At 66.8% G+C, this 22,108-nt stretch carries 18 protein-coding genes; 12 read left to right on the top strand and 6 right to left on the bottom strand.

Annotation, left to right across the window (positions count from 1 at the left end; translation table 11 throughout):
• The 4 genes from RXV95_RS04990 to RXV95_RS05005 all read left to right on the top strand — a co-directional run bounded on the left by RXV95_RS04990 (window position 1) and on the right by RXV95_RS05005 (window position 4,974).
• A complete protein-coding gene (locus tag RXV95_RS04990) occupies window positions 1–333 on the top strand; it encodes a 2Fe-2S iron-sulfur cluster-binding protein (RefSeq protein ID WP_338467910.1) in 333 nt (110 codons plus the stop codon).
• A gap of 42 nt (window positions 334–375) precedes the next feature.
• Window positions 376–1,533, top strand: coding sequence for an iron-containing alcohol dehydrogenase (locus RXV95_RS04995; protein WP_338467911.1), 1,158 nt, complete (start codon window positions 376–378; stop codon window positions 1,531–1,533).
• A 355-nt stretch (window positions 1,534–1,888) separates the two neighbouring features.
• Entirely contained in the window at window positions 1,889–4,174 is a 2,286-nt protein-coding gene (gene parC, locus RXV95_RS05000) for a DNA topoisomerase IV subunit A (RefSeq protein ID WP_338467912.1), read from the top strand.
• Window positions 4,175–4,200: 26 nt separating this feature from the next.
• Window positions 4,201–4,974 carry an SDR family NAD(P)-dependent oxidoreductase gene (locus RXV95_RS05005; RefSeq protein WP_338467913.1) on the top strand — a complete coding sequence of 258 codons (774 nt, stop codon included), beginning with the start codon at window positions 4,201–4,203 and terminating at the stop codon, window positions 4,972–4,974.
• A gap of 40 nt (window positions 4,975–5,014) precedes the next feature.
• Here the strand turns inward: RXV95_RS05005 and RXV95_RS05010 are convergent, their stop codons facing one another.
• On the bottom strand, window positions 5,015–7,069 hold the full coding sequence (locus RXV95_RS05010) for a thioredoxin family protein (protein ID WP_338467915.1): 2,055 nt from the start codon (window positions 7,067–7,069) through the stop codon (window positions 5,015–5,017).
• A 168-nt stretch (window positions 7,070–7,237) separates the two neighbouring features.
• On the opposite strand from RXV95_RS05010, the gene RXV95_RS05015 reads away from it, so the two are divergent.
• Both RXV95_RS05015 and RXV95_RS05020 read left to right on the top strand, forming a co-directional pair.
• A complete protein-coding gene (locus RXV95_RS05015; RefSeq protein WP_338467916.1) occupies window positions 7,238–8,929 on the top strand; it encodes an alkaline phosphatase family protein in 1,692 nt (563 codons plus the stop codon).
• 14 nt (window positions 8,930–8,943) lie between these two features.
• The gene (locus tag RXV95_RS05020; protein ID WP_338467917.1) at window positions 8,944–10,176 is read left to right on the top strand and encodes a UbiH/UbiF/VisC/COQ6 family ubiquinone biosynthesis hydroxylase; all 1,233 of its coding nucleotides are present in this window, start codon (window positions 8,944–8,946) and stop codon (window positions 10,174–10,176) included.
• 31 nt (window positions 10,177–10,207) lie between these two features.
• Here the strand turns inward: RXV95_RS05020 and RXV95_RS05025 are convergent, their stop codons facing one another.
• Genes RXV95_RS05025 through hemC form a run of 3 tightly spaced genes read right to left on the bottom strand, consistent with a single transcriptional unit; the run spans window position 10,208 to window position 12,817 of the window.
• Window positions 10,208–11,164: a mitofilin family membrane protein gene (locus tag RXV95_RS05025; RefSeq protein ID WP_338467918.1), complete on the bottom strand. Its 957-nt coding sequence runs from the start codon at window positions 11,162–11,164 to the stop codon at window positions 10,208–10,210.
• Between the two features lie 11 nt (window positions 11,165–11,175).
• The gene (locus tag RXV95_RS05030) at window positions 11,176–11,859 is read right to left on the bottom strand and encodes a uroporphyrinogen-III synthase (protein ID WP_338467919.1); all 684 of its coding nucleotides are present in this window, start codon (window positions 11,857–11,859) and stop codon (window positions 11,176–11,178) included.
• Between the two features lie 13 nt (window positions 11,860–11,872).
• Window positions 11,873–12,817, bottom strand: coding sequence for a hydroxymethylbilane synthase (gene hemC / locus RXV95_RS05035; protein WP_338467920.1), 945 nt, complete (start codon window positions 12,815–12,817; stop codon window positions 11,873–11,875).
• A gap of 45 nt (window positions 12,818–12,862) precedes the next feature.
• Here hemC and tsaD point away from each other — a divergent pair, with 45 nt between their 5' ends.
• From tsaD to RXV95_RS05065, 6 genes are all read left to right on the top strand, one after another.
• Window positions 12,863–13,927 carry a tRNA (adenosine(37)-N6)-threonylcarbamoyltransferase complex transferase subunit TsaD gene (gene tsaD, locus RXV95_RS05040; RefSeq protein WP_338467922.1) on the top strand — a complete coding sequence of 355 codons (1,065 nt, stop codon included), beginning with the start codon at window positions 12,863–12,865 and terminating at the stop codon, window positions 13,925–13,927.
• The gene (locus RXV95_RS05045; RefSeq protein ID WP_338467923.1) at window positions 13,924–14,940 is read left to right on the top strand and encodes an NAD(P)H-dependent glycerol-3-phosphate dehydrogenase; all 1,017 of its coding nucleotides are present in this window, start codon (window positions 13,924–13,926) and stop codon (window positions 14,938–14,940) included. Before tsaD ends, RXV95_RS05045 begins: the two co-directional genes overlap by 4 nt.
• 3 nt (window positions 14,941–14,943) lie before the next feature.
• Entirely contained in the window at window positions 14,944–16,467 is a 1,524-nt protein-coding gene (locus tag RXV95_RS05050; protein WP_338467925.1) for an oligosaccharide flippase family protein, read from the top strand.
• 113 nt (window positions 16,468–16,580) lie between these two features.
• Window positions 16,581–18,275 carry a VWA domain-containing protein gene (locus RXV95_RS05055; RefSeq protein WP_338467927.1) on the top strand — a complete coding sequence of 565 codons (1,695 nt, stop codon included), beginning with the start codon at window positions 16,581–16,583 and terminating at the stop codon, window positions 18,273–18,275.
• A gap of 103 nt (window positions 18,276–18,378) precedes the next feature.
• The gene (locus RXV95_RS05060; protein ID WP_338467929.1) at window positions 18,379–19,119 is read left to right on the top strand and encodes an OmpA family protein; all 741 of its coding nucleotides are present in this window, start codon (window positions 18,379–18,381) and stop codon (window positions 19,117–19,119) included.
• Window positions 19,120–19,275: 156 nt separating this feature from the next.
• Window positions 19,276–19,872: a hypothetical protein gene (locus RXV95_RS05065; RefSeq protein ID WP_338467931.1), complete on the top strand. Its 597-nt coding sequence runs from the start codon at window positions 19,276–19,278 to the stop codon at window positions 19,870–19,872.
• A 109-nt stretch (window positions 19,873–19,981) separates the two neighbouring features.
• Here RXV95_RS05065 and RXV95_RS05070 read toward each other — a convergent pair whose 3' ends face one another.
• Together RXV95_RS05070 and RXV95_RS05075 are read right to left on the bottom strand one after the other, a co-directional pair.
• Window positions 19,982–20,542: a hypothetical protein gene (locus tag RXV95_RS05070; protein ID WP_338467932.1), complete on the bottom strand. Its 561-nt coding sequence runs from the start codon at window positions 20,540–20,542 to the stop codon at window positions 19,982–19,984.
• Entirely contained in the window at window positions 20,542–22,062 is a 1,521-nt protein-coding gene (locus RXV95_RS05075) for a peptidase S10 (protein ID WP_338467933.1), read from the bottom strand. Before RXV95_RS05075 ends, RXV95_RS05070 begins: the two co-directional genes overlap by 1 nt.
• Window positions 22,063–22,108 lie beyond the last annotated feature (46 nt).

A 22,108-nucleotide genomic window follows, 5' to 3' on the forward strand; every position in this document is an offset into this window, starting at 1 on the left:
ATGGTCCGTGTCACCTTCATTACCGACAAGGGAGAGCGGGTGGAGGCGCAGGGCGAGGAAGGACAGCAACTGCTTGAACTCGCGCAGAACGCGGGGATGCCGCTTGAAGGCACCTGCGAAGGGCAGATGGCCTGTTCCACCTGCCACGTGATCGTTGCACCCGATTGGTTCGACAGGCTGCCCGAAGCCTGTGACGACGAGGAAGACATGCTCGACCTTGCCGCAGGCGTCACCCGCACCAGCCGTCTTTCGTGCCAGATAGACCTGACGGCGCAGCTCGACGGGCTGGAAGTGCGCATCCCGGCGGAAAGCAACGACATGCAGCGGGAATAGCGCTGGTACTGACGGGCCGGGGTGGCGCGAAAAGGAGAGGACATGACCGCGATTAACCTGCCGCGCGTGATCCGCATCGGCGGCGGCGCACTGGCCGAACTGCCGCAGGCATTGGAACAGTGCGGTCTGTCGCGGCCCTTCGTGGTGACGGACCGCTTCCTGGTCGAACACGGCTATCTCGACCGCCTGTTGGAGCCGCTGCGCGCCGCCGGGCTTTCGGCGCAAGTCTTTGCGGATACCGTTCCCGATCCCACCGTGGCGGTGGTGGAGGCCGCGCTTGCCGCGCTGCGCGACAGCGGGTGCGATTGCGTGCTGGGTTTTGGCGGCGGCAGCCCGATAGATACCGCCAAGGCAATCGCCGCGCTGGCGCTCACCCCGCGCCCCATCCCCACGATGAAGGCGCCTGCCGTCACCGATACGCCGGGCCTGCCCATCGTCGCGGTGCCGACCACCGCCGGCACCGGATCGGAAGCAACGCGCTTCACGATCATCACGGACGAGGTGAGCGATGAAAAGATGCTCTGCGCCGGGCTGGCCTTCCTGCCCACCATTGCCGTGGTCGATTATGAACTGACGCTGGAAAAGCCCGCGCGGCTTACCGCCGATACCGGCATCGATTCGCTCACCCACGCGATTGAGGCTTACGTGTCGAAGCGCGCGAACCCGTTTTCCGACGCGATGGCGCTTTCTGCGATGAAGCTGATCGCGCCCAATATCCGCACGGCTTGCGCCGATCCGGGCAACCGCGCCGCGCGCGAGGCGATGATGGTGGGCGCACACCATGCAGGGATTGCCTTTTCCAACGCCAGCGTGGCGCTGGTGCACGGCATGAGCCGCCCGATCGGCGCGTTCTTCCATGTGCCGCATGGGCTTTCAAACGCGATGCTGTTGCCCGCCGTCACCGCCTTTTCCGCCCCGTCCGCCCCGCAACGCTATGCCGCCTGCGCCCGCGCGATGGGCGTTGCGCGCGAAGGGGAGGGCGACCAGTCGGCGGTGGCGCGGCTGGTGGAGGAACTGGGCGCCCTGAACGCCGACCTTTCGGTGCCGACGCCCCGCGCCCACGGCATTGCAAAGGCGCGCTGGTTCGACCTGATCCCGACGATGGCCGCGCAGGCGATTGCTTCCGGCAGCCCGGCGAACAACCCGCGCGAAGCGGACGCGGAAGACATCGCGCGACTTTATGAAGGGGTGTTCGGGTAGGGGGGCTGGTCGCGCCTGGGCGCACGTATTGGCGATTGACGAATGTCGGCTGGCCGGAACACGCGAAGAAAAGCTGTCTGTGCGGACACGCCCTTCATTGTGGACATTCGCCTACCCCCACCCGTCATCCCAGCGAAAGCTGGGATCGTTGTCGACTTGGTGCTCGCTATCGGCAATGGGCTGGTAGGGTTGTGGTGTCCTGTAATCGGGGTGGCTGCCGATTTGCCTTGTCGTGAGCGATCCCAGCTTTCGCTGGGATGACGGAGGTAGAGGCCGCTTCCACCCCCATTCATCAGTGGATCACGGCCATTCCGCCATTCCCCGCGCGCGCGCGCATTGCTAGGGCAGGGCCAAGATGCCGACCGATACCCAGGAACCCGATCCGTTCGACGCCATCGTTGACGCGCCGTTCGATTCCGCGCTGTCAGAGCGTTACCTTGTCTATGCGCTGTCCACGATCACCGCGCGCAGCCTGCCCGATCTGCGTGACGGGTTGAAGCCGGTCCACCGCCGCCTGCTGTGGGCAATGCGCGGGCTGAAGCTTGATCCGGCGGGCGCGTTCAAGAAATCGGCGCGCGTGGTGGGCGATGTGATCGGCAAGTTCCACCCGCATGGCGATGCCAGCGTTTACGATGCGATGGTGCGGCTGGCGCAGGATTTTTCGCTGCGCTATCCACTGGTCGAAGGGCAGGGCAACTTCGGCAATATCGATGGCGATAACGCCGCCGCCTATCGGTACACCGAAGCGCGGCTGACCAAAACGGCGATGCAACTGATGGCCGGGCTGGACGAAGGCACGGTCGATTTCATCCCCACTTACAACGGAGAGGAGGAAGAGCCGGAGATATTTCCCGGCCTGTTCCCCAACCTGCTGGCCAACGGCGCCACCGGCATCGCGGTGGGCATGGCAACATCCATCCCCAGCCACAACGTGCACGAGATTATCGATGCCACGCTGATGCTGGTCGATAACCCCAACGCCACGCATGAAGAGGTCATGCAGGTGTTCAAGGGGCCGGATTTCCCCACCGGCGGCCTTGTTGTCGACAGCCCCGAAGCGATCAGCGCGGCTTACGAAACCGGCAAGGGCGCGCTGCGCGTGCGCGGGCGCTTTTCCACCGGGCGCGGCGATGATGGCGCGTGGGAGGAAACGGGGATCGAGAAGCTGGGCGGCGGCCAGTGGCAGCTTGTCGTTTCCGAAATCCCCTACATGGTGCCGAAGGGCAAGCTGATAGAGCAGATCGCGCAGGCGATTGCCGACAAGAAGCTGCCGATCCTGGAAGACGTGCGCGACGAAAGCGATGAACAGCTCCGCATCGTGCTGGTGCCCAAAAGCCGCAATGTCGATCCTGACCTGCTGAAGGAAAGCCTTTACAAGCTGACCGATCTTGAAAGCCGGTTTTCGCTGAACCTCAACGTGCTGGACGCCACGCGCACGCCGGGGGTGATGGGCGTGCGGCTGATCCTGCGCGAATGGATCATCGCGCAGATAGACATCCTGCTGCGCCGCACGCGCCACCGGCTGGATAAAATCGCAAACCGGCTGGAACTGCTGGAAGGCTATATCATCGCCTTCCTCAACCTTGACCGGATCATAGAGATTATCCGCACAGAGGATGAACCAAAGCCGGTGATGATGGCCGAATTCGGGCTGACCGACCGGCAGGCCGAAGCGATCCTGAACATGCGGCTGCGCAGTTTGCGCAAGCTGGAAGAGATGGAACTGCGGCAAGAGCGCGACGATCTGCTGAAAGAGCAGGACGATCTGAACAAGCTGCTGGAAAGCCCCGCCCGACAGCGCACCCGGCTGAAGCGCGATCTGGCCGCGCTGCGCAAGGACTATGCCGAGGATACCGCGCTGGGCGCGCGCCGCACCACGATTGCAGAGGCGCAGCCCGCGGTGGAATTCAGCATGGACGCGATGATAGAGAGAGAGCCGGTGACGGTGATCCTTTCGCAGCGCGGCTGGATTCGCGCGGCCAAGGGGCACGTCGCGCTGGATGGCGAGTTCAAGTTCAAGGAAGGGGACGGCCCGGCTTTCGCGTTCCACGCGCAGACCACGGACAAGCTGCTGGTCGCCTGCGACAACGGGCGCTTCTATACGCTGGGGGCGGACAAGCTGCCCGGCGCGCGCGGTTTTGGCGAGCCGATCCGCACGATGGTGGATATCGATGCCGATGCGCACATCGTCGCGATCATGCCGCACAAGCCCAAGGCGCAATTGCTGCTGGCCAGTTCGGCCGGGCGCGGGTTCGCCGCAGAGGCCGACGAACTGCTGGCCGAAACGCGAAAAGGGCGCGCGGTCGTTACCACCAAGCCCGGCGTGAAACTGGCCGTGGTGCGTGAGATCGCGCCAGAGCACGATCACGTGGCTGTGGTGGGTGAAAACCGCAAGCTGGTGGTCTTCGCGTTGTCCGAACTGCCGGTGATGGCCAAGGGGCAGGGCGTGACGCTGCAACGCTATCGCGACGGCGGCATGTCCGACGTTACCACCTTCACACTGGCCGACGGGCTCAGCTGGAAGATGGGTGGCGAAACCGGGCGCACGCGGACAGAGCCGGAAATGCATATGTGGAAGGTTGCGCGCGGCGCGGCGGGGCGCTTGCCCCCCAACGGCTTTCCGCGCGATAACCGGTTCTGACAAAAAACGATCCCGGGGAGGAAATTTTGGAAAAACCGCGCTTTTCGCTGGAGGGCCGCGTCGCCCTGATCACCGGCGCATCGTCAGGCCTTGGCGCGCATTTCGCGCGGCTTTTCGCGGCGGCGGGTGCCAGCGTGGTGCTTGGCGCACGACGGGTTCAGCGGATCGAGGCGCTTGTGGCCGAGATCGAAGGCGCGGGCGGAAAGGCACTGGGCGTCGCGATGGACGTGACCGACGAAGCATCGGTTCTCGCCGCCTATGACGCGGCAGAGGCGCGCTTCGGCACGGTCGATACGATCGTCGCCAATGCAGGACTCGCCGCTGCGGGGCGTTCCATCCACCTGCCGCTGGACGATGTGCGCCGCCTGATCGATACCAACTTCACCGGCGTTTACCTGACCGCGCGCGAGGGCGGCAAGCGGATGATTGCCGCCGGCATGAAACAATCGGAGCGGGGGCGCGTGATCCTGATCGGTTCGATCACCTCGATGATGACCGGCCAAGGTGACAGCGCCTATGCCGCGACCAAGGCCGCCGTATCGCATCTTGGCCGCCAGTTCGCGCGCGAATGGGTGCGTCAGGGGATCAACGTGAACGTGATCCACCCCGGCTATATCCGCACCGAGATCGATGGCGAATGGTTCGACAGCGAAGGCGGCAAGGCGCAGGTCGCAAGCTGGCCGCGCCGCCGCTTTACGGAGATCACCGCGCTGGACGATCCGATGCTGTTCTTCGCCTCGGACGCGTCGCGGCAGGTGACGGGCACCGATATCGCGATCGACGACGGGCAGAGCCTGTAAACGAAAACGCCTCCGCCCCGGATAGACGCGGGACGGTCGGTCACGCCCCTTTCGCGAGGTCCGGCAGCGTATCGGGGGTCAGCACTTGCGGCAGCTTTTGCGGGACGCCCCCGCCTGCCGGATACCACAGGTAGAGCGGTACGCCTGCGGCGCCCTGGCTGGTCAGGAACCTCGTGATTTCCGGATCGCGCCGCGTCCAGTCGCCGCGCAGGGTTATGACGCCGGCGGACTTGAACGCATCGCGCGTTGCCTCGCGCTCTATCGCCAGCCCTTCGTTCACCTTGCACGAAAGGCACCAGTCGGCGGTGAAATAGACGAACACCGGCTTGCCCGATTGGCGCGCCCTGGCCAGTGCCGCTTCGCTGTAGGGCTGCGCGTTCAGCAGGCTGGCTTCGGCCGCCGCTCCGTTCGAGGCAAGCTGCGGCGCGGCAAAGGCGGCCAGCGCGCCCAATGCGACAATACCCGGCAGCACCCAGCGCGCCGATGGCGCCATGCGCTTCTGCGCGCGGCCCGATGCGGCCAGAACGATCACCAGCACCACGGAAAGTGCGATGGCGGCGGCTGCGAAGACCGCTCCGCCCAGGCGCCATGCCAGCCACGCCAGCGCCAGCGCGGTCAGCCCCATGGGGATCGCCATCAGGTGCCGGAAGCGGTCCATCCACGGGCCGGGTTTGGGCAGCATCCCGCGCAGCGCGGGCACGAAGCCGATCAGCAGGAACGGCAGGGCAAGGCCCAGGCCGAGCGCGGCGAACACGCCAAGCGCCATGAACCACGGCAGAACCAGCGCCGCACCCATCGCCGCGGCCATGAACGGGCCGGTACAGGGCGTGGCGACGAACGCGGCCAGAAGCCCCGTGCCGAACGCGCCCGATTTCAGTGCCCCGCGCTCGATCGAAAAGCCGGGAATCTCGTAAACTCCGGCAAAGTTCGCGGTGATCGCCACGGCCAGCAACAACAGCGCGGCAACCACGCCCGGTTCCTGCAACTGGAACGCCCAGCCCACCTGTTCGCCTGCCGCGCGAAGGGCCAGCATCACCCCGCCCAGCGCAAGGCTGGCGGCGATCACGCCGGCGGTATAGGCAAGCCCTTCCACGTGCGCGTCGTGCGCATTGCTGCGCGCAAGGTGCAGCGCTTTCAGGCTCAGGATCGGGAACACGCACGGCATCACGTTGAGTATGACGCCGCCGAGCAGCGCCAGCCCCAGGATCAGGGCAAACGACATCTGCGGGCCGGAGGCTGGCTTGCCTGTTTCGACGGGCGTCCCGCCGGTTGGGACCGGACCCGGTTTTGCGACGAGTGAGATTCCCCCGGCATCCCCACCGATGGCCAGCACGCCGCTGATCGTTTTCGGGTCGGGCAGTCCGATGCTTTTCGCGCGCTTCATCGCCACGACCACGGTATTGCCGTTTCGCGTGACGGCTTGCGGCGCGCCATAGTCTATCACGCCGTCCTCGGCGATGAAGAAGTGCGGGTTGGCGATCCGTGCCGTTTTGGGAAACGGAATGGCAATGCGCAGGGTATCGGGCGCAAGCGCGAACGTGCCGTCCTGGTCCAGCGGGGCGGGAAGCGCCGCAAGCCACGCGGAAAAGCGCGGGTCGGGCGTTGCGGTTTCACCCGGCTTCGCAACCTTGACCGCGCCGGACAGCTCCGCCTTTTCGGGCACGCAGATTTCGTGCGTACAGGCCAGCCACTGGGCCTTTACCGAGATCGGCAGCGTCGCGCCGGGGGCCGCGTCTTGCGGCAGCTTGAGGGGGACGAGAACCGCGTATTCGTGCTCGTAAACATGGTTCATCAGGCCGGAAAGCAGCAAGGTTTGCGGCACCGGGTATTGGGGCTGGCCGGCGCTGGCGCCAGCGGGAAGCGACCAGTCGAGCGTCATGCCGTATCCCGCATCGCCAGGGTTCAGCCAATAGCCGTGCCAGCCCTTTTCCGGCACCATCTCTATCGCCATCGTCACCGTATCGCCGGGGTGGGAGGGCGCTTCCGCGACCAGCCTTGCCTGGATATGGTTGGCCATCGCCGCGTGCGGCAGGGCAAGCGCGGCAAGCAGCAGCGCGATCAGGCGGGCAAGCGTTCTAAAGGGCTGGAAAGGCATCGGTATATGACAGTTCCGGGTCGGCTAATCCCCCTTGCGCGGGCCGCCTGGGGGCGGCAACAGGGGCCGCGTCCTGTTCCTAGGATTGCGGTCGGCCCAAGTCCAGCCTGTCTAATGGCGGCCGGTCTGCCCGATGAAGTCCTGCGTGCCCAACGGAGTTGCCCTTCCATGATCCTTCGTCGTCACACGGTCCGTCTGCTTGCCGGTGCTCTTGCCGCCGCCATGCTTGTGCCCGCCGCGCCTGCCCTAGCCAAGCCGCAGCAGGCCGCAACCGCGCCCGCGCTGCAGGTTGCGCCCGATGCGCCCAGGCTGGTCGTCGCGATCTCGGTCGATCAGTTTTCCGCCGCGCTTTTCGCGGAATATCGCAACCACTTCAGCCACGGCTTCGCGCGTTTGCTGGCGGGCGCGGTCTATCCCTCCGGTTTCCAGAGCCATGCGGCGACCGAAACCTGCCCCGGTCACTCCACGATCATGACCGGCGACCATCCCAACCGCACCGGCATCATCGCCAACCACTGGATCGACCAGAACGCGGCGCGCGCCAACAAGTCCATCTATTGCGCGGAGGACGAGACGAAGACCGCCGCAACGCCCGGTGACTATGTCGCGTCGGTCGGCCACCTTCGCGTGCCCACGCTGGGCGACCGGCTGAAGATGGCCAGCCCGCAAAGCCGCAACGTCGCGGTTTCGGGCAAGGACCGCGCCGCCTTGATGATGGGCGGACACGATACGGACCAGGTCTGGTGGTGGAAGGACGGCGCTTTCGTGACGCTGGACGGCAAGCCCGCCGACCGCGCGGCCGGCATCGAAAACGCCTGGCTGGCAAAGGCGCTGGCCGCGCCGTCTCCGGCGTTCGATCTGCCGACGTGGTGCGCAACGCGCGATCATCCGGTCAAGGCGGGCGACGTTACCGTGGGCACCGGCCGGTTCGCCATCGCCGCGGGCGACACCAGGGGTTTCCGCACTTCTCCGCGGCTGGACGCGGCAACGCTGGACCTTGCCGAAAAGCTGGTGGCCGAAATGCAGCTGGGCAAGGGACCGGCACCGGACGTGCTGTCCGTCAGCCTGTCCGCCAACGACTATATCGGCCACGCCTATGGCACCGAGGGCGCGGAAATGTGCATCCAGGCCAACGCGCTGGACGTGGAACTGGGCAAGTTCTTCGATTTCCTCGATGCGCAGGGCATCGATTACGTCGTGGTGCTGACCGCGGATCACGGCGGCTTCGACTTGCCCGAACGGCAGGAACAGCAGGGCATGCCGATGGTGCGCCGCGCGGACAAGTCCACCTCTGCCGCGGTGATTGGCCGGCAGGTGGCCCGGAAGCTGGGCATCGCCATCGATGGTCCGCTGATCCTGGGCGAGGGTGAGGCCGGCGACTATTACGTGAACAAGGCGCTGCCGGCGGACCGGAAGGCGCAGGTTGTCTCCGCCGCCACGGCAATGCTGGAAAAGAACCCCGAAGTCGCGGCCGTCTTCACGGCGGACGAACTGGCCGATACCCCGGCGCCAACCGGCTCGCCCGAGACGTGGAGCCTGCGCGAACGCGCGCGAGAGAGCTTCTATGAACCGCACTCGGGCGATTTCCTGGTGCTGCTCAAGCGCAATATCGTGCCGATCCCAGATCCCAAGCCGGGCTATGTCGCCACGCACGGCAGCCCGTGGGACCACGACCGGCGCGTGCCGATCCTGTTCTGGCGCAAGGGGATGGCCGGGTTCGAACAGCCCAACCCCGTCGAAACGGTGGACATCGCGCCAACGCTTGCGGCACTGATCGGTCTGGACGTAAAGCCGGGGGACATGGACGGGCGGTGCCTCGACCTTGACGAAGGACCGGGCGATACCTGCCCGGCGCAATGATGCTGGAGTGGTGAATGACAGAGGGCGACCGGCGTGACGTGGTGATCCTTGGCGGCGGGCTCGTCGGCATGACGCTGGCGATCGGGCTCGCCCGGGCCGGGATCACGTCGCACGTGGTCGACGCGTCGGACCCTGCTGCGCAGACGGCGGCGGGTTTCGACGGCCGCGCCTCCGCCATCTCGACCGCAAGCTGGAATCTTTATACCAACCTCGGCATGGCGGACGAGCTGGCGAACAAGGGCTGCCCGATCGAAGCCATCGCGGTGACGGACGGGCTGAAACCCGGCCGGATCGATTTCCGCCCGACGCAAGAGGAAGGCTCGCTGGGCCGGATGTTCGCCAATCGCGACCTGCGCGTGGCGATGTATGCCGCCGCCGCGCGCGAAACGGCGATTGCCTTTCACACCAATGCCCGCGTTGTCAGCCGTGAGCGGGGCGAACACGGCGTGTGCGTGACCCTTTCGGATGGCAGCAAGCTGGCGGGCAGCCTGCTGGTGGGCGCCGAAGGGCGCGGTTCCCCCACGCGCGAAGAGGCCGGGCTGGCACCGGCGCGCTGGTCCTACGGCCACCGCGCGCTGATTACCGGGCTGGCACATGAAAAGCCGCACGAAGGCGTTGCATGGGAAATCTTCTATCCCGCCGGGCCATTCGCGCTTTTGCCCCTGCTGGATGGCGACCCCTCCGCCAAAGGGTTCACGCACCGCTCCGCGCTGGTGTGGACCGTGGCGGAAAGCGATGCGGCGGGCGTTCTCGCGCTGTCAGATCGCGCGTTCACGGCGGAAGTGGAAAAGCGCATGGGCGGCATCTTCGGCGCGGTAGAGGTCGTCTCGAAGCCGATGTCCTTCCCGCTCAACTTCCACCATACCGCGCGCATCGTCAGCGATCGGCTGGCGCTGGTCGGCGATGCCGCGCACGGGATGCACCCGATCGCCGGGCAGGGCCTGAACGTGGGCCTGCGAGACGTGGCTGCGCTGGTGGAAGTGCTGACCGACGGGATGCGGCTGGGGCTGGAACCGGGCGATGCGCAATTGCTGGCACGCTATGAACGCTGGCGCGCGGCGGACACGCTGATGGTGTCGGCGGCGACCGACGTGCTGACCCGCCTGTTCGGCGTGCCCGGCAGGTTGCCGTCGGCGGTGCGCCGTTTCGGCATGGCAGGCGTGCAGCGTTTCGCGCCGCTGAAGCGCTGGTTCATGGATGAGGCGCGCGGGATGAGCGGCGATCTGCCGGAACTGCTGCGCGGCTGACCGGCCCGGTTTTCAGGTCGCGTTCGGGTTATCAGGTCGCGTTCGGCGTGGCCGAGGCACTTGCTGAAGGCGATGCGCCGGGGGACGGCGAGGCGCCGGCCGAAGGCGCGGCAAGCGGCTTGGGCGCGGGGCGGACCGATGCGGGGGCCTGCGGCGAAAGGATTGCCGCCGTTTCCAGCTGGTCCAGCGCCTGCTGGGTCGCGACATAGCTTTTCGCCTGCGCGATCCAGTCACCGGCAATCTCACGGCCGGGCAGGCGTTCGACTTCGGCGATGGCCGCATCCACGCGGCCCCCGGCAAGGAAAAGGCGCGCGCGTTCAAGGCGCTTTTTCGGCGCGGGCGAAGGCTTGTCGTCGTGGCGGATCACCACCAGCTCGCCAAGCTGGCGCTTGAGCCAGCTCCAGCTGCTTTCGTCGGGCACGCTGCCCACAAGCTCAGGCCCCATGGCGGCAAGCCCCTGGCTCAGTTCGTCGATGGTGACGGGGTTGCGCGCGGCTTCGATCACGCGCTTCACCGCGCCCGGCTGGCTTTCGCCGAAGCGCAGGCGCAACTGGCCTTCAAGATAGCCGAGCGGCTGCCCGCGTTCGATCATGCGCCGCGCCGCGAAGGCGACCAGCAGCGCTTCGGCCTGCGTGGCATTGCCCGAAGCGGCATCGGCCTGGCGGTTGAGTTCGGCCATCCGTGCCTCAAGCGCGGCCAGCTTGGCATTCGCTTCGTCAATCGATGCCGTGGGGTTGGGGGCGGGCGTGGCGGCGGGACTGGCGGCCGCGCTCAGCATCGGTTGCGGTGCCGCGCTTTCCAGCGGAGGCTGGGCTTCGCGGTTGATATCGATCCACCCGCTGCGCCAGCCGACCCACCCCGCGATCACGGCACCCGCCAGCAAGGCCGCGGCAACCACTGCCGCTACGCCGCGCGCACCCATGCCGCGCGGTGCGGCGCCGGGCCGCGATAAGACATCGTCCTGCATATCTGTTGTCGGCGTATCCATTGACCCGTTCGCTATCGTGTCTGGCACATTTGGTCCGCCAGCGCCAGCAGCGCGGCATCGCTGCGTTCGCCGGCGCATTCCACGCGCGCCCAGCCCGTTCCCGCCGCCTGAGCTATGCGGGGGGCGAGGCAGGCCAGTGAGATGCGCGCGCGTTCGATCCCGGCTGTATCGCAGGCGGTGGCGAAATGGCGCGCGGCCTCGCCCGAATGCAGCAGCATGACCGCGCCGCCGCGCAGCACTTTGGCAAGCGCATCGGACATGGGGAGGCGGGCGACGCGATAGGCCGTCACGGTATCGACATGGACTTGCGGCGAAAGCGCCAGATCGACCCGCGCTTCGCCCGCAAGGCGCAGGTAATGCCCCGGCGCCAGCGCTTCGGCCACCGCTTGCAAGCCTCCTTCGCCGGTGGACGCAACGGCAAAGCCCGCGTCGCGCGCGGCATCTGCCGTCTTGGCGCCAACCGCGTGGACCGGCAGGGCGCGCAATGCGCCAAGTCCCGCGCCGCCGTGGCGGAACAGGTTGGCGCTGCCCGCCAGCAAGCCGCGATAGCGCGCCGGATCGGGCGGCGTCCACGCCACCGGTTGCACGTCGAACAGCGCTTCGCCCCGGACATCCATTCCGGCGTCCCGCGCCTTGCGCAAGGTTGCGGAAAGCCCCGGTTCGGGCCGGATCGCGACGACGGGCAAGCGGTCCATCAGCCGCGCGCCGTCATTCTGCGGGCGGTCCGCCGAAGTGCGCGCGGATGCCTTCGGGTGCGGCGTCCAGCAATCGTGCGGCAAGCGCGGCCGGGCCTGCCGCGTCATTCGCGGGAAAGCGGGCCTCGTCTTCGATCCGCAAGCTGCCGTCCGGGCTGAACAGCGCGGCGCGCAACACGATGTTGCCTTCCGCCGCTGTGGTGAGAACGGCGATCGGGCTGTGGCAATTGCCGCCAAGGCCCAGCAACAGCGCGCGTTCTGCCCGGATCGCGGCATGGCTGGGCGCGTGGTCGACAGCGGCGATGATTTCCACGATGTCCGCGCGTCTGGCCAGGCACTCCAGCCCGATGGCGCCCTGCGCCGGTGCGGGCAGGAAGGTGTCCGCCGGCAGGACATGGCCGACGCCGGTCTGGTCCAGCCGTTCCAGCCCCGCCGCCGCCAGCAGCGTGACATCGGCCTCCCCCGCCTGGAGCTTCGCCAGCCGCGTCGCCACGTTGCCGCGAAACGTCACCGCCGAAAGATCGGGCCGCAAGTGCAGCATCTGCGCGGCGCGGCGCGGGGCGCTGGTGCCCACCCGCGCGCCCTGCGGGATCGCGGCGATACTTTCCGCCCCCACCAGCACGTCGCGCGCATCGGCGCGCGCAAGCACGGCGGCGATGGTGAATTCCGGTGGACGGATCGTTTCCACGTCCTTCATCGAATGCACCGCTGCGTCTATCTCGTGCGCGTCCAGCCAGGCATCCAGTTCCTTGGTCCACAGCGCCTTGCCGCCGATTTCGGCCAACGGGCGATCCTGTATGCGGTCACCGCTGGCGGTGACGGGGACGAGTTCTATGGCGCTTTCGGGCCAGCCGTGCGCCTGGCACAGCCGGCTGCGGGCTTCCTCGGCCTGCGCCAAGGCCAGCGGGGACTGGCGCGTGCCAAGGCGCAGCGGCTTATCGGGTAAGGGCGTGTTCATGCGCGGCTTGCCCTAGACCGCAAACCGTCTAAGGGGAACCCGTTCATGGCGCTGATCCTCGGCATCGAATCCAGCTGCGACGAAACCGCGGCGGCCATCGTCGATTCGCACGGCGATACGCTGGAGACGCGCGTCATCGCGCAGCGCATCGCTTCGCAGGACGAAGCGCATCGCCCTTATGGCGGGGTCGTTCCCGAAATCGCGGCGCGCGCCCATGCCGAAGTGCTGGCGCCGATGGTGGGCGCGGTGCTGGCCGACGCGGGAATGACGCTGGACGACATGGACGCGATTGCCGCCACGGCGGGACCGGGGCTGATCGGCGGAGTCATGGTCGGTCTTGTCACCGGCAAGGCGCTGGCCATGGCGGCGGGCAAGCCGCTGATCGGCATCAATCATCTCGAAGGCCACGCCCTTTCGCCGCGCCTTGCCGATCCGGCGCTTGAATTTCCCTATCTGCTGCTGCTCGTTTCCGGCGGACATTGCCAGTTGCTGGAAGTGCGCGGGGTGGGCAATTACCGCCGCCTTGCGACCACCATCGACGATGCGCTGGGCGAAGCGTTCGACAAGACCGCAAAGATACTCGGCCTTGGTTATCCCGGCGGCCCGGCGGTTGAGCGGCTGGCGCGCGAGGGTGATGGCGCGGCCGTGCCCCTGCCGCGCCCGCTGGTAGGATCGGGAGAGCCGCATTTCTCGTTCGCGGGGCTGAAAAGCGCGGTCATGCGCGCCAAGGCGGGCGGGCAATATGCCGATGCGGATATTGCCGCATCGTTCCAGCAGGCGGCGCTCGATTGCGTGATAGACCGCACGCGCGGCGCGCTCGACGCGACGGCGGGGGATGAAGGCGCAGGGATTACCGCGCTTGTTGTCGCGGGCGGGGTTGCCGCCAATTCCGCGCTGCGCGGCGCGCTGGTATCGCTGGCGGCGGATTACGGCTTGCCCCTTGTCGCGCCGCCGCCGAAATTGTGCACGGACAACGCGGCGATGATCGGCTGGGCCGGGGCGGAGCGTTTTGCAGCGGGCCATGTCGACCCGCTCGACCTTCCGGCGCGGCCACGCTGGCCGCTCGATGCCGATGCGGCGCCGGTTCGCGGAGCGGGGGTGAAAGCATGACGGTGCAACAGGACGCGGGCCGGACCCCGCAAAAACCGGCGGTTGGCGTTGTCGGTGCCGGCGCCTGGGGAACCGCGCTGGCCCAGATGCTCGCCTCCGACGGACGCGAGGTGCTGCTGTGGGCGCGCGAGGCGGAAGTGGTGGACGAAGTGAACGCCGCGCATCGCAACACGCCGTTCCTGCCGTCCGCGCGCCTGCACGACACGATCCGCGCGACGGGCACGCTTGCCGACTTGCGCGATCTGCCTGTCCTCCTGCTGGTAACGCCCGCCCAGTTCCTGGGCCGCATTCTGGGCGAGATGGGGCGCGGGCAGGGCGACCTGGTGCTTTGCGCCAAGGGGATAGAGGCGGGCAGTATGCGGCTGATGGCCGACGTGGCGCGCGAAGCCGCACCGCAAGCCAGCCTTGCCGTGCTGTCCGGTCCCACTTTCGCCCATGAAGTCGCCGCCGGCCTGCCCACCGCGGTAACGCTTGCCTGCTCGGGCGGGGAGGAACAGTGGCTGCGGCTTTCCGATGCGATCGCGCGGCCCGCGTTCCGGCCATACTATTCGGACGACATCGTCGGCGCGGAAATCGGCGGCGCGGTAAAGAACGTGCTCGCCATCGCCTGCGGCGTTGTCGAGGGGCTGGGCCTTGGCCAGAACGCGCGCGCCGCGCTGATCAGCCGGGGTTTTGCGGAGATGCTGCGCTTCGGGCAGGCACTTGGGGCGCAGGCGGAAACGATCTCAGGCCTGTCGGGCCTGGGCGACCTTGTGCTCACCTGTTCGTCCACGTCGAGCCGCAATTTTTCGCTGGGCAAGGCGCTTGGCGAGGGTGCGCGCGCGACGGAGCTGCTGGCCAACCGGGCGACCGTGGCCGAAGGGGCGTCCACCGCGCCTGTGCTGGGCCGGATCGCGCGCGAAAAGGGCATTTCGATGCCTATCGTCGAAGCCGTCGAAGCGCTGCTGGACGGGACCATGCCCGCCGCCAGCGTGGCCGAAGCGCTGCTTTCCCGGCCCTTGCGCGCGGAATAGACCTTGCCAGGCAGTTCATCATCCGACGACAAGTCCGATATCGCCGCGCTGGCGAAAGGCGGGCGGACCAATTTCTTCGGCTTCCTGCTGCGGCTGGCCGCCAGCCTGCCGTTCCTGTTCATCGCCGGGCGTCTTTACGGGGCAGAGGCACTGGGCCGTTTCGCGCTGGCGATCATCGCGGTGGAATTCGCCGCGCAGATCGCCACGCTCGGCCAGAAGCGCGGCATTGCCCAGCAACTCGCCAGTCCCGATTGCAATGCTGCCGGCGTGGTCGCCGACGCGATGCTGCTTTCGGTCATGGGGTCGGCGGTGCTTGCCGGTGCGCTGTTCGCCCTGCCGCAACTGATGTTCCCGCAACAGGATTTCGATACGATCGAACGGCTGCTGCCGCTGACCGTGCTGCCGCTTGCGCTTACCGACATCGCGCTTGCGGCGCTGGCCTTTCGTTATGACATCGCCGCGACTGTCCGCGCCCGATCGATCGTCCAGCCCTGGACGCTCTCGATCATGGCGCTGGTGCTGTGGTTCGTGATGCCGGTGGACGGGCTGATCGCAGCCTACGTGCTGTCGATGACCGCCGCGATGGTTACCGCGATGATCCCGCTGGTGCGCAGCTATGGCTTGCCGCGCCATTGGTCGCCGCACCCCATAACGCTGGGGCGGCTGGCGCTTCGCAACCTGCCGCTGGCTGGCGCGGATGCGGTGGAGTGGGGCACCCGGCGGCTCGATATCGCGATCCTCGGCCAGTTTGCGCCGGCTTATGCGGTGGGCGTCTATTACGTGGCGCAGCAGGTGGCCAGCCTGCCGCAGAAGCTGAAGACCAGTTTCGAACCGATCCTTGGCCCGGTGATCACGCGCAACCTGGCCGAAAACAACTATCGCGCCATTGCCAGCCAGGTCTGCCAGGTGGGGTTCTGGATCATCGCCGCGCAGGCCGGCATCGCGCTGGCGCTGGGAATTCCCGGCGAAGGGGTGATGGGACTGATCGGGCCGAACTTCGTGGGCGGCACAGGCGCGCTCGCCCTGCTGCTGTTCGCGGAAGTGGTCGCCGCGACGGCGGTCGTCAGCGAAGCGGCGCTGATCTACATGGCGCGCATGCGCAACCTGTGGATCAGCCTTGCGACTATCGGCTTGCAGGCGGTGTTGACGGTGGCGCTGATCCTTGCGGTCCGCGCCGCGCCGGGATGGACCCTGCCGGGCGGATATCGCTTCGATCCGGAAAAGGTGGGGCTGTTCCAGGCCGCCGCCGCGGCACTGGCGCTGGCCATATCGCTGGGCTTCGCATCGATAATGAAATCGCGCCTGCTGTCGCGCCTGTTGGGTCAGCGTGTGAACAACTGGCGCTGGGCGCTGGTCTGGGCAGCGGCGCCCGCGGGGCTGGTCGGCTGGCTGGCAGGACGGTTCCTGCCCGAATGGGCAGAGCTTTCGTTCGGCATCGCCGCGATCCTGCTGGTCTATGGCGCGGTCATCTGGCGGCTTGGATTCGGACCGGAAGACCGCGTGCTGTTCAAGCGGCAACCGGCCTGACGCTCCGTTCCGGAGCAAACGTTTCATCGCAGCTACGAAACATTCAGTCGGCATTCACGGCCGTTGCGGCCTCTTGGTTTGCGGGATGAAGATGAACGGGAAGGGGAGTTCCCATGCACTTCGCGAAGCGGCCGGCATTTCCGGTTTCGATTGCCTTGATCACGGCCATGCTATCCGCCTGCGCGGCGGAACAGCGGCAGGTTGCCAGCAACAGCGCGGACAGTGTGGTCGTGACCGGCCAGCGCAAGGAAGCCGGGACGGCAGGCGATGCGTCGATGGCGCAGCCGCCGTCGCCGCGCGGGCCGGCCGCCCCGCTGGCGCCGCCCCCACCCGCGCCTGCGATGATGGCGGCCCCGCAAGCCGGCCAGTACGTGCGCACCCGGCCGTTCGTTCCGCCCGTCCTCGTCCCCGCCGATCCCGGCCGCGAACGTTATGACGGCAAGGACGTAAGCCCGGTCCACCTTGTGGCGCAGGAGCCGGTTTCCACGTTTTCCATCGACGTCGATACCGGGGCCTATGCCAACGCCCGCCGATTCCTGGAGGGCGGGCAGATGCCCCCGCGCGATGCGGTGCGCACCGAAGAGATGATCAATTACTTCCGCTATGACTATCCACGCCCCGACACGCGCGAAACGCCGTTTTCGGTGACAACGGACGTGGCGAAAACGCCATGGAACGCGCGGACCAAACTGCTGCGCATCGGCCTTCGCGGATACGACCTGCCGGCAAAGGGGCGTCCGCCCGCGAACCTGGTGTTCCTGGTGGACGTTTCGGGGTCCATGGGATCGGCGGACAAGCTGCCGCTGGTGAAGACCGCGCTTTCCGCGCTGGCGAATGAGCTGGGGCGGCAGGACCGGGTGTCCATCGTCGTCTATGCGGGCGCCGCGGGCATGGTGCTTGAACCCACCAACGACACGGCAAAGATCCGCGCCGCGCTGAACCGCCTGCATGCCGGTGGATCGACAGCGGGCGGGGCGGGTTTGCAGCTTGCCTATCGCATCGCGGAAGACAACTTCGTCAAGGGCGGGGTAAACCGCATCCTGCTGGCGACGGACGGCGATTTCAACGTCGGCGTGTCCGATCGCAAATCGCTGATCCGCATGGTGGAAGACGAGCGGGACAAGGGCGTTACGCTTACCACGCTGGGCTTCGGCACAGGCAATTACAACGAAGCCATGATGGAACAGATCGCCGACCACGGGAACGGCAACTATTCCTATATCGACAGTGCGCTGGAAGCCCGCAAGGTGCTGGCCGAAGAGATGAGCTCCACGCTGTTCACCATCGCCAGGGATGTGAAGATCCAGGTGGAGTTCAACCCGGCGGCCGTATCGCAATACCGCCTGCTGGGGTATGAAAACCGCGCATTGCGCGAAGAGGATTTCGATAACGACCTTGTCGATGCGGGAGAAATCGGCGCGGGCCACCAGGTTACCGCGATCTACGAGATCGTTCCCGCGGGTAGCGAGGGCTGGATCGCTCCGCACCGCTATGATGCGCTGGCCGCATCGGGCAAGGCGCGCGAAATGGCTTACGTAAAGCTGCGCTACAAGTTGCCCGATGGCGATAGCTCTCGGCTGATAGAGCGGCCCGTGGCGGCGGCGCTTATGCGCACGGCGCGCACGCCGTCGGGCGATTTCGCCTTCGCCGCCGCGGTGGCCGCCTATGGTCAGAAACTGCGCGCCGATCCGTTGCTCTATCGCTATTCGTTCGCGGACATTGCCGGGCTGGCCGGACGGCAGGATGACTATTACCGGCAGGAGTTCATTCACCTGGCAAGGCTTGCCGGTTCGCTGAAGGCGGAGTGACTGGGTCGCGGCTGTTCCGGCGCCCGTTGCGCTCCACATCGGTGATTCCCGCTGCGGACGCGGCCTTCACAAGCGCACCGCGTTCTGGAATGAACCGTGCTGCATGACACCGGGAAAGAAACACGCGATCGGCCTTGTGGCCGTGCTGGTGGTGGCCGTCGCCAGCCACTTTGCCACAGGGCCGTCGCTTATCGCGCGGCTGAAGGCGCAATCGCGCGCCGCGCTCGATGCGCACGGCGGGCGCGACGTGACGGCCGATTTCACTTCGCTGGCCGGGCTCTATACCCGCCATGCCCGCCTTTCGACCGACCAGCGGCTGGGTGAGGAACGGCGCATGGAACTGGCGCAGGCGGTGGCGCGGATTCACGGCATGGGCGCGGTCACATGGGTGCGCGCACCGGGGCTGGAGGAAGATCGCGCGCTGCAGGCCCGTTTCCCGCCCGATCACTGCCAGAAGGATGTCGAAGGGCTGCTTTCGGTGCGGACCATCCGCTTTGCGGAAGGCAGCGCGGCGATAGACCCCGCCAGCCTTCCGCTGGTGCGCGAAGTGGCGGAAGCGCTGCGCCCGTGCAGCGGGTCGCGCATACTGGTTTCGGGGCACACCGATCCGGTGGGTAACGAGGATGCGAACCTGCGCCTGTCGCAGCAGCGGGCCGAAGCCGTGCGCAGCGAACTGGTGCGGCTTGGGTTGTCGCCCAGGCAGATCGTGGCAAGGGGGTTCGGTTCCTCGCGCCCGCTTGAAAGCACGTCGCCCGACGATCCGGCCAACCGGCGGATCGAGTTCGAGGTGCTGGAAGTCCCGCCGATCAAACTGACGCCGATCGACCGGCCGGCCGCGCAATGACGGAAACACGATGAAGGGAGCAGGGCCATGCCGCTGGTGATTGAAACAATCCTGCTTTGCCTGTTCGCCTATGCGTTCGGGCTGGCCGCCGGGTGGTTGATCTGGGGGCGCCGCGCGCAGTAGGCCATTCGCCACATAACTGGGGACATTCGAATCATGATCCAACTGATCGAGGCGAACTGGATCGCGCTCGTCGTCGTGCTGCTGCTGGGCATCGTCGTCGCTTGGTGGGTGTGGGGCCGGGGCAAGCCCGCCGCGCCGCAGCGCGATGTGAAGGATGTGCTGTCCGAAGGGGCGGAGCGCGCGAAAAGCAACAAGGCGCTGGTCGATGCACCCTCTGCCGCGTCAACGGCATCCTTCGCGGCGAGCGGGCCGGACATCTTCGGCGGCATTGGCGAACTGGCCGCGCACGGCGCCGAGGAAGAGATCGAGGACGCGAAGGAAGCCGCCGCCAAACAGGCGGAAGCCGCACCTGCCCCGGCGCCCGCCCCTGCGCCTCCCCCTGCACCGGAGAGCGCCGACGACCTTTCGCGCATCAAGGGCGTGGGGCCGAAGCTGAAGGCGCGGCTTGCCGAACTGGGCGTGACAAGTTTTGCGCAGATCGCCGCCTGGACGGACGAGGACATGGCGAAAATCGACGCGCAGCTCGGCTCTTTCGCCGGGCGTCCGGCGCGCGATGCCTGGGTAGATCAGGCAAAGCTGCTCGCCGGCGGCGATACCGCCGCCTACGAAGCGAAGTTCGGCAAGTTGTAATAACCAAAGCGCGATATGCCTGACTCATCGCGCTTTGGTTAAGCCCGTGTGGCGCTTGAACATTTCCGAGGCGTGATGCGTCAGCATCCTGGCGCCTTGGAATAAGACGTCAGCCGGCGGTCGATGCGGCTGCCGGCTGATTTCGGCACGCGTTCACAAGATCGCGGATAACGGGCGAACCGGTCACGTCGATCTCGCCGCCACCCGGCAGCGTGGCGGTAAACGTGCGGCCCATGAACACGTCGCTCAAATCATCGGCGGCCGGCATCGACCCGCGCCAGACATAGCCGCCCTTGCCCGAAGGATCGGGCACGGCATCGACCGGAAGACGCAGGATCCTGCGGTTGCCGATCAGCGCGAAAAGCGCCTTCGCCCCCACCGGCGCCGCCACGTTGCGCGTTATCACAAGCGCGCCCTTGCGGCAGGCAACAGAAAGCTGCGCCCGCTCACCCGCATAGCCGAACCCAGCCGCGCCGGCGTCCGCCGCGCGCCATTCGGGCTTCTCGTCCGGCGCATGGCTGGGCGATGCCAGCGGCGCGGGCGAAGGCAGCGGCAGGTTCACCGCGTCCAGCGGATCGCTGCTGGCCTGCGCGCCCGGCGCCATGCCGCGATTGCACGCGGCCAGCGCCAGAGCGGCAACAATGGCCGGCGCCAGGCGAAACCGGCGCATCACCGGCCCGTTTCGTAGCTCGACATGATGTCATGGCGCAGCGCGGCGCCGCTGTCCGGGCGTGAATAGAACATGTGCCCGCCGGGATAGACGTGAAGGTGGATGCGGTTCTGCACACCGAAGCTGGGCATCTGCGCAACGATCAGCCGCGAACCGAAATAAGGGCAGGAAAGGTCGTTCCAGCCGTGGACGATATTCACGACCATCTTCGGATCGGTGGCGATCGCCTTGCGCAGGTCCGTTACCGGCTTGTCGGTATCGTCGCGCTTCCAGTCCTGGTTCACCTTGTAGGACAGCGCGTTATAGCGCGCATCCACGTCCCAGCCGACCTGTCGGGTGATGAAATCGACCATCGCGGATGTCGTCGGCGCGATGATCGACGTCAGCATCGGGTCGTTGTACTTGGGCCACGCGCTGCCCGGAAAGGGATCGAACGCGGTTACGTTGGAATCGTAGACCGAACCGATCAGCCCCTGGCTGCGGCGGATCTGGCGCAGGTACGTCTCGATATCGACGCGTCCGTTCAGCTGACGGACCAGTGCCGGATCGAGCCCGGTAAGATCGGCGACTTTCGCGGACAGCCGATCGGTCGCGGCCTTGTCTTGCGGGCCGGCCAGGAAATCCTCGACGAACCGGGTGCGGGCGTAATCCTCCACCGGCTTCATCGTCGCATCGTTCAATGGCTTGCCTTCACGCTCGAAATGGCCTGCCGCCATCGCCGGAAGGTTGATCATCCAGCGCAGCGGAGACAGCGCATCGTCCTCGCCGATCGCGGGCGGGTCCAGATAGGGGGAAACCATCGTGATGCCCGAAACGCCCACGCCCATCTGCGTTTGCAGGTAATAGGCCAGCCGCGGCACGCGATATCCGCCATAGCTTTCGCCCACCAGGTACTTGCGGCTGGTCAGCCGGTCGTTGCGCAGCAGCCAGTCATAGACCACGCGGCTGAGGTAATGGATGTCGGAATCGGCGGTGAAGAAGTCCTTCTTCGATTTCTCCGCATCCTCGCGGCTGCGCGAAAAGCCGGTCCCGATGGGATCGATGAACACAAGGTCCGTGAAGTCGAGCCACGAATTGGCATTGTCGTGCAGAACGGCCGGATCGGACGGCGCGTCGCCCTTGTCGCCAAAGGCCACGCGCTTCGGGCCGATTGCGCCGAGGTTGAGATAGACGGACGATGCACCGGGGCCGCCGTTGAACGCGAACGTAACCGGCCGGTTCGCCGGTGCGCCCGGCACGGTGTAGGCGGTATAGACGACTTCGCCGATCGTCTGCCCCTTGTCGTCCTTTACCGGGATAGAGCCGACAGTGGCGAGATAGTTGACGCTGTGCCCGCCGATTACCGCCGATTGCCTGATCGACTTGGCGGCGGGAAACGGCTTGAAGTTCTTGGAAAAATCGGTGGGAGAAGCGTCCTTGGCATCGGCTGCCTTGTCGCTTCCCGCCTTGTCGGCGGCATGGGAAACAGTGCTGGTCGCGCCCATCGCGAGCGCGATGCAGGCCAATTTGAGAAATCGCATGAAATTCGCCCCTTCGGCTGGCGCCCGGCACGCCATCGGCCGCGCA

It is taken from the genome of Novosphingobium sp. ZN18A2 (assembly GCF_036784765.1).
Lineage (GTDB): Bacteria > Pseudomonadota > Alphaproteobacteria > Sphingomonadales > Sphingomonadaceae > Novosphingobium.

Coding starts and splice junctions, on each gene's coding strand:
- RXV95_RS04990 (WP_338467910.1), top strand. CDS start 1: ATGGTCCGTGTCACCTTCATTACCGACAAGGGAGAGCGGGTGGAGGCG.
- RXV95_RS05025 (WP_338467918.1), bottom strand. CDS start 11,164: ATGGATACGCCGACAACAGATATGCAGGACGATGTCTTATCGCGGCCC.
- RXV95_RS05010 (WP_338467915.1), bottom strand. CDS start 7,069: ATGCCTTTCCAGCCCTTTAGAACGCTTGCCCGCCTGATCGCGCTGCTG.
- RXV95_RS05045 (WP_338467923.1), top strand. CDS start 13,924: ATGACGGTGCAACAGGACGCGGGCCGGACCCCGCAAAAACCGGCGGTT.
- RXV95_RS04995 (WP_338467911.1), top strand. CDS start 376: ATGACCGCGATTAACCTGCCGCGCGTGATCCGCATCGGCGGCGGCGCA.
- RXV95_RS05020 (WP_338467917.1), top strand. CDS start 8,944: ATGACAGAGGGCGACCGGCGTGACGTGGTGATCCTTGGCGGCGGGCTC.
- RXV95_RS05030 (WP_338467919.1), bottom strand. CDS start 11,859: ATGGACCGCTTGCCCGTCGTCGCGATCCGGCCCGAACCGGGGCTTTCC.
- tsaD (WP_338467922.1), top strand. CDS start 12,863: ATGGCGCTGATCCTCGGCATCGAATCCAGCTGCGACGAAACCGCGGCG.
- RXV95_RS05075 (WP_338467933.1), bottom strand. CDS start 22,062: ATGCGATTTCTCAAATTGGCCTGCATCGCGCTCGCGATGGGCGCGACC.
- RXV95_RS05015 (WP_338467916.1), top strand. CDS start 7,238: ATGATCCTTCGTCGTCACACGGTCCGTCTGCTTGCCGGTGCTCTTGCC.
- RXV95_RS05055 (WP_338467927.1), top strand. CDS start 16,581: ATGCACTTCGCGAAGCGGCCGGCATTTCCGGTTTCGATTGCCTTGATC.
- RXV95_RS05065 (WP_338467931.1), top strand. CDS start 19,276: ATGATCCAACTGATCGAGGCGAACTGGATCGCGCTCGTCGTCGTGCTG.
- hemC (WP_338467920.1), bottom strand. CDS start 12,817: ATGAACACGCCCTTACCCGATAAGCCGCTGCGCCTTGGCACGCGCCAG.
- parC (WP_338467912.1), top strand. CDS start 1,889: ATGCCGACCGATACCCAGGAACCCGATCCGTTCGACGCCATCGTTGAC.
- RXV95_RS05070 (WP_338467932.1), bottom strand. CDS start 20,542: ATGCGCCGGTTTCGCCTGGCGCCGGCCATTGTTGCCGCTCTGGCGCTG.
- RXV95_RS05060 (WP_338467929.1), top strand. CDS start 18,379: ATGACACCGGGAAAGAAACACGCGATCGGCCTTGTGGCCGTGCTGGTG.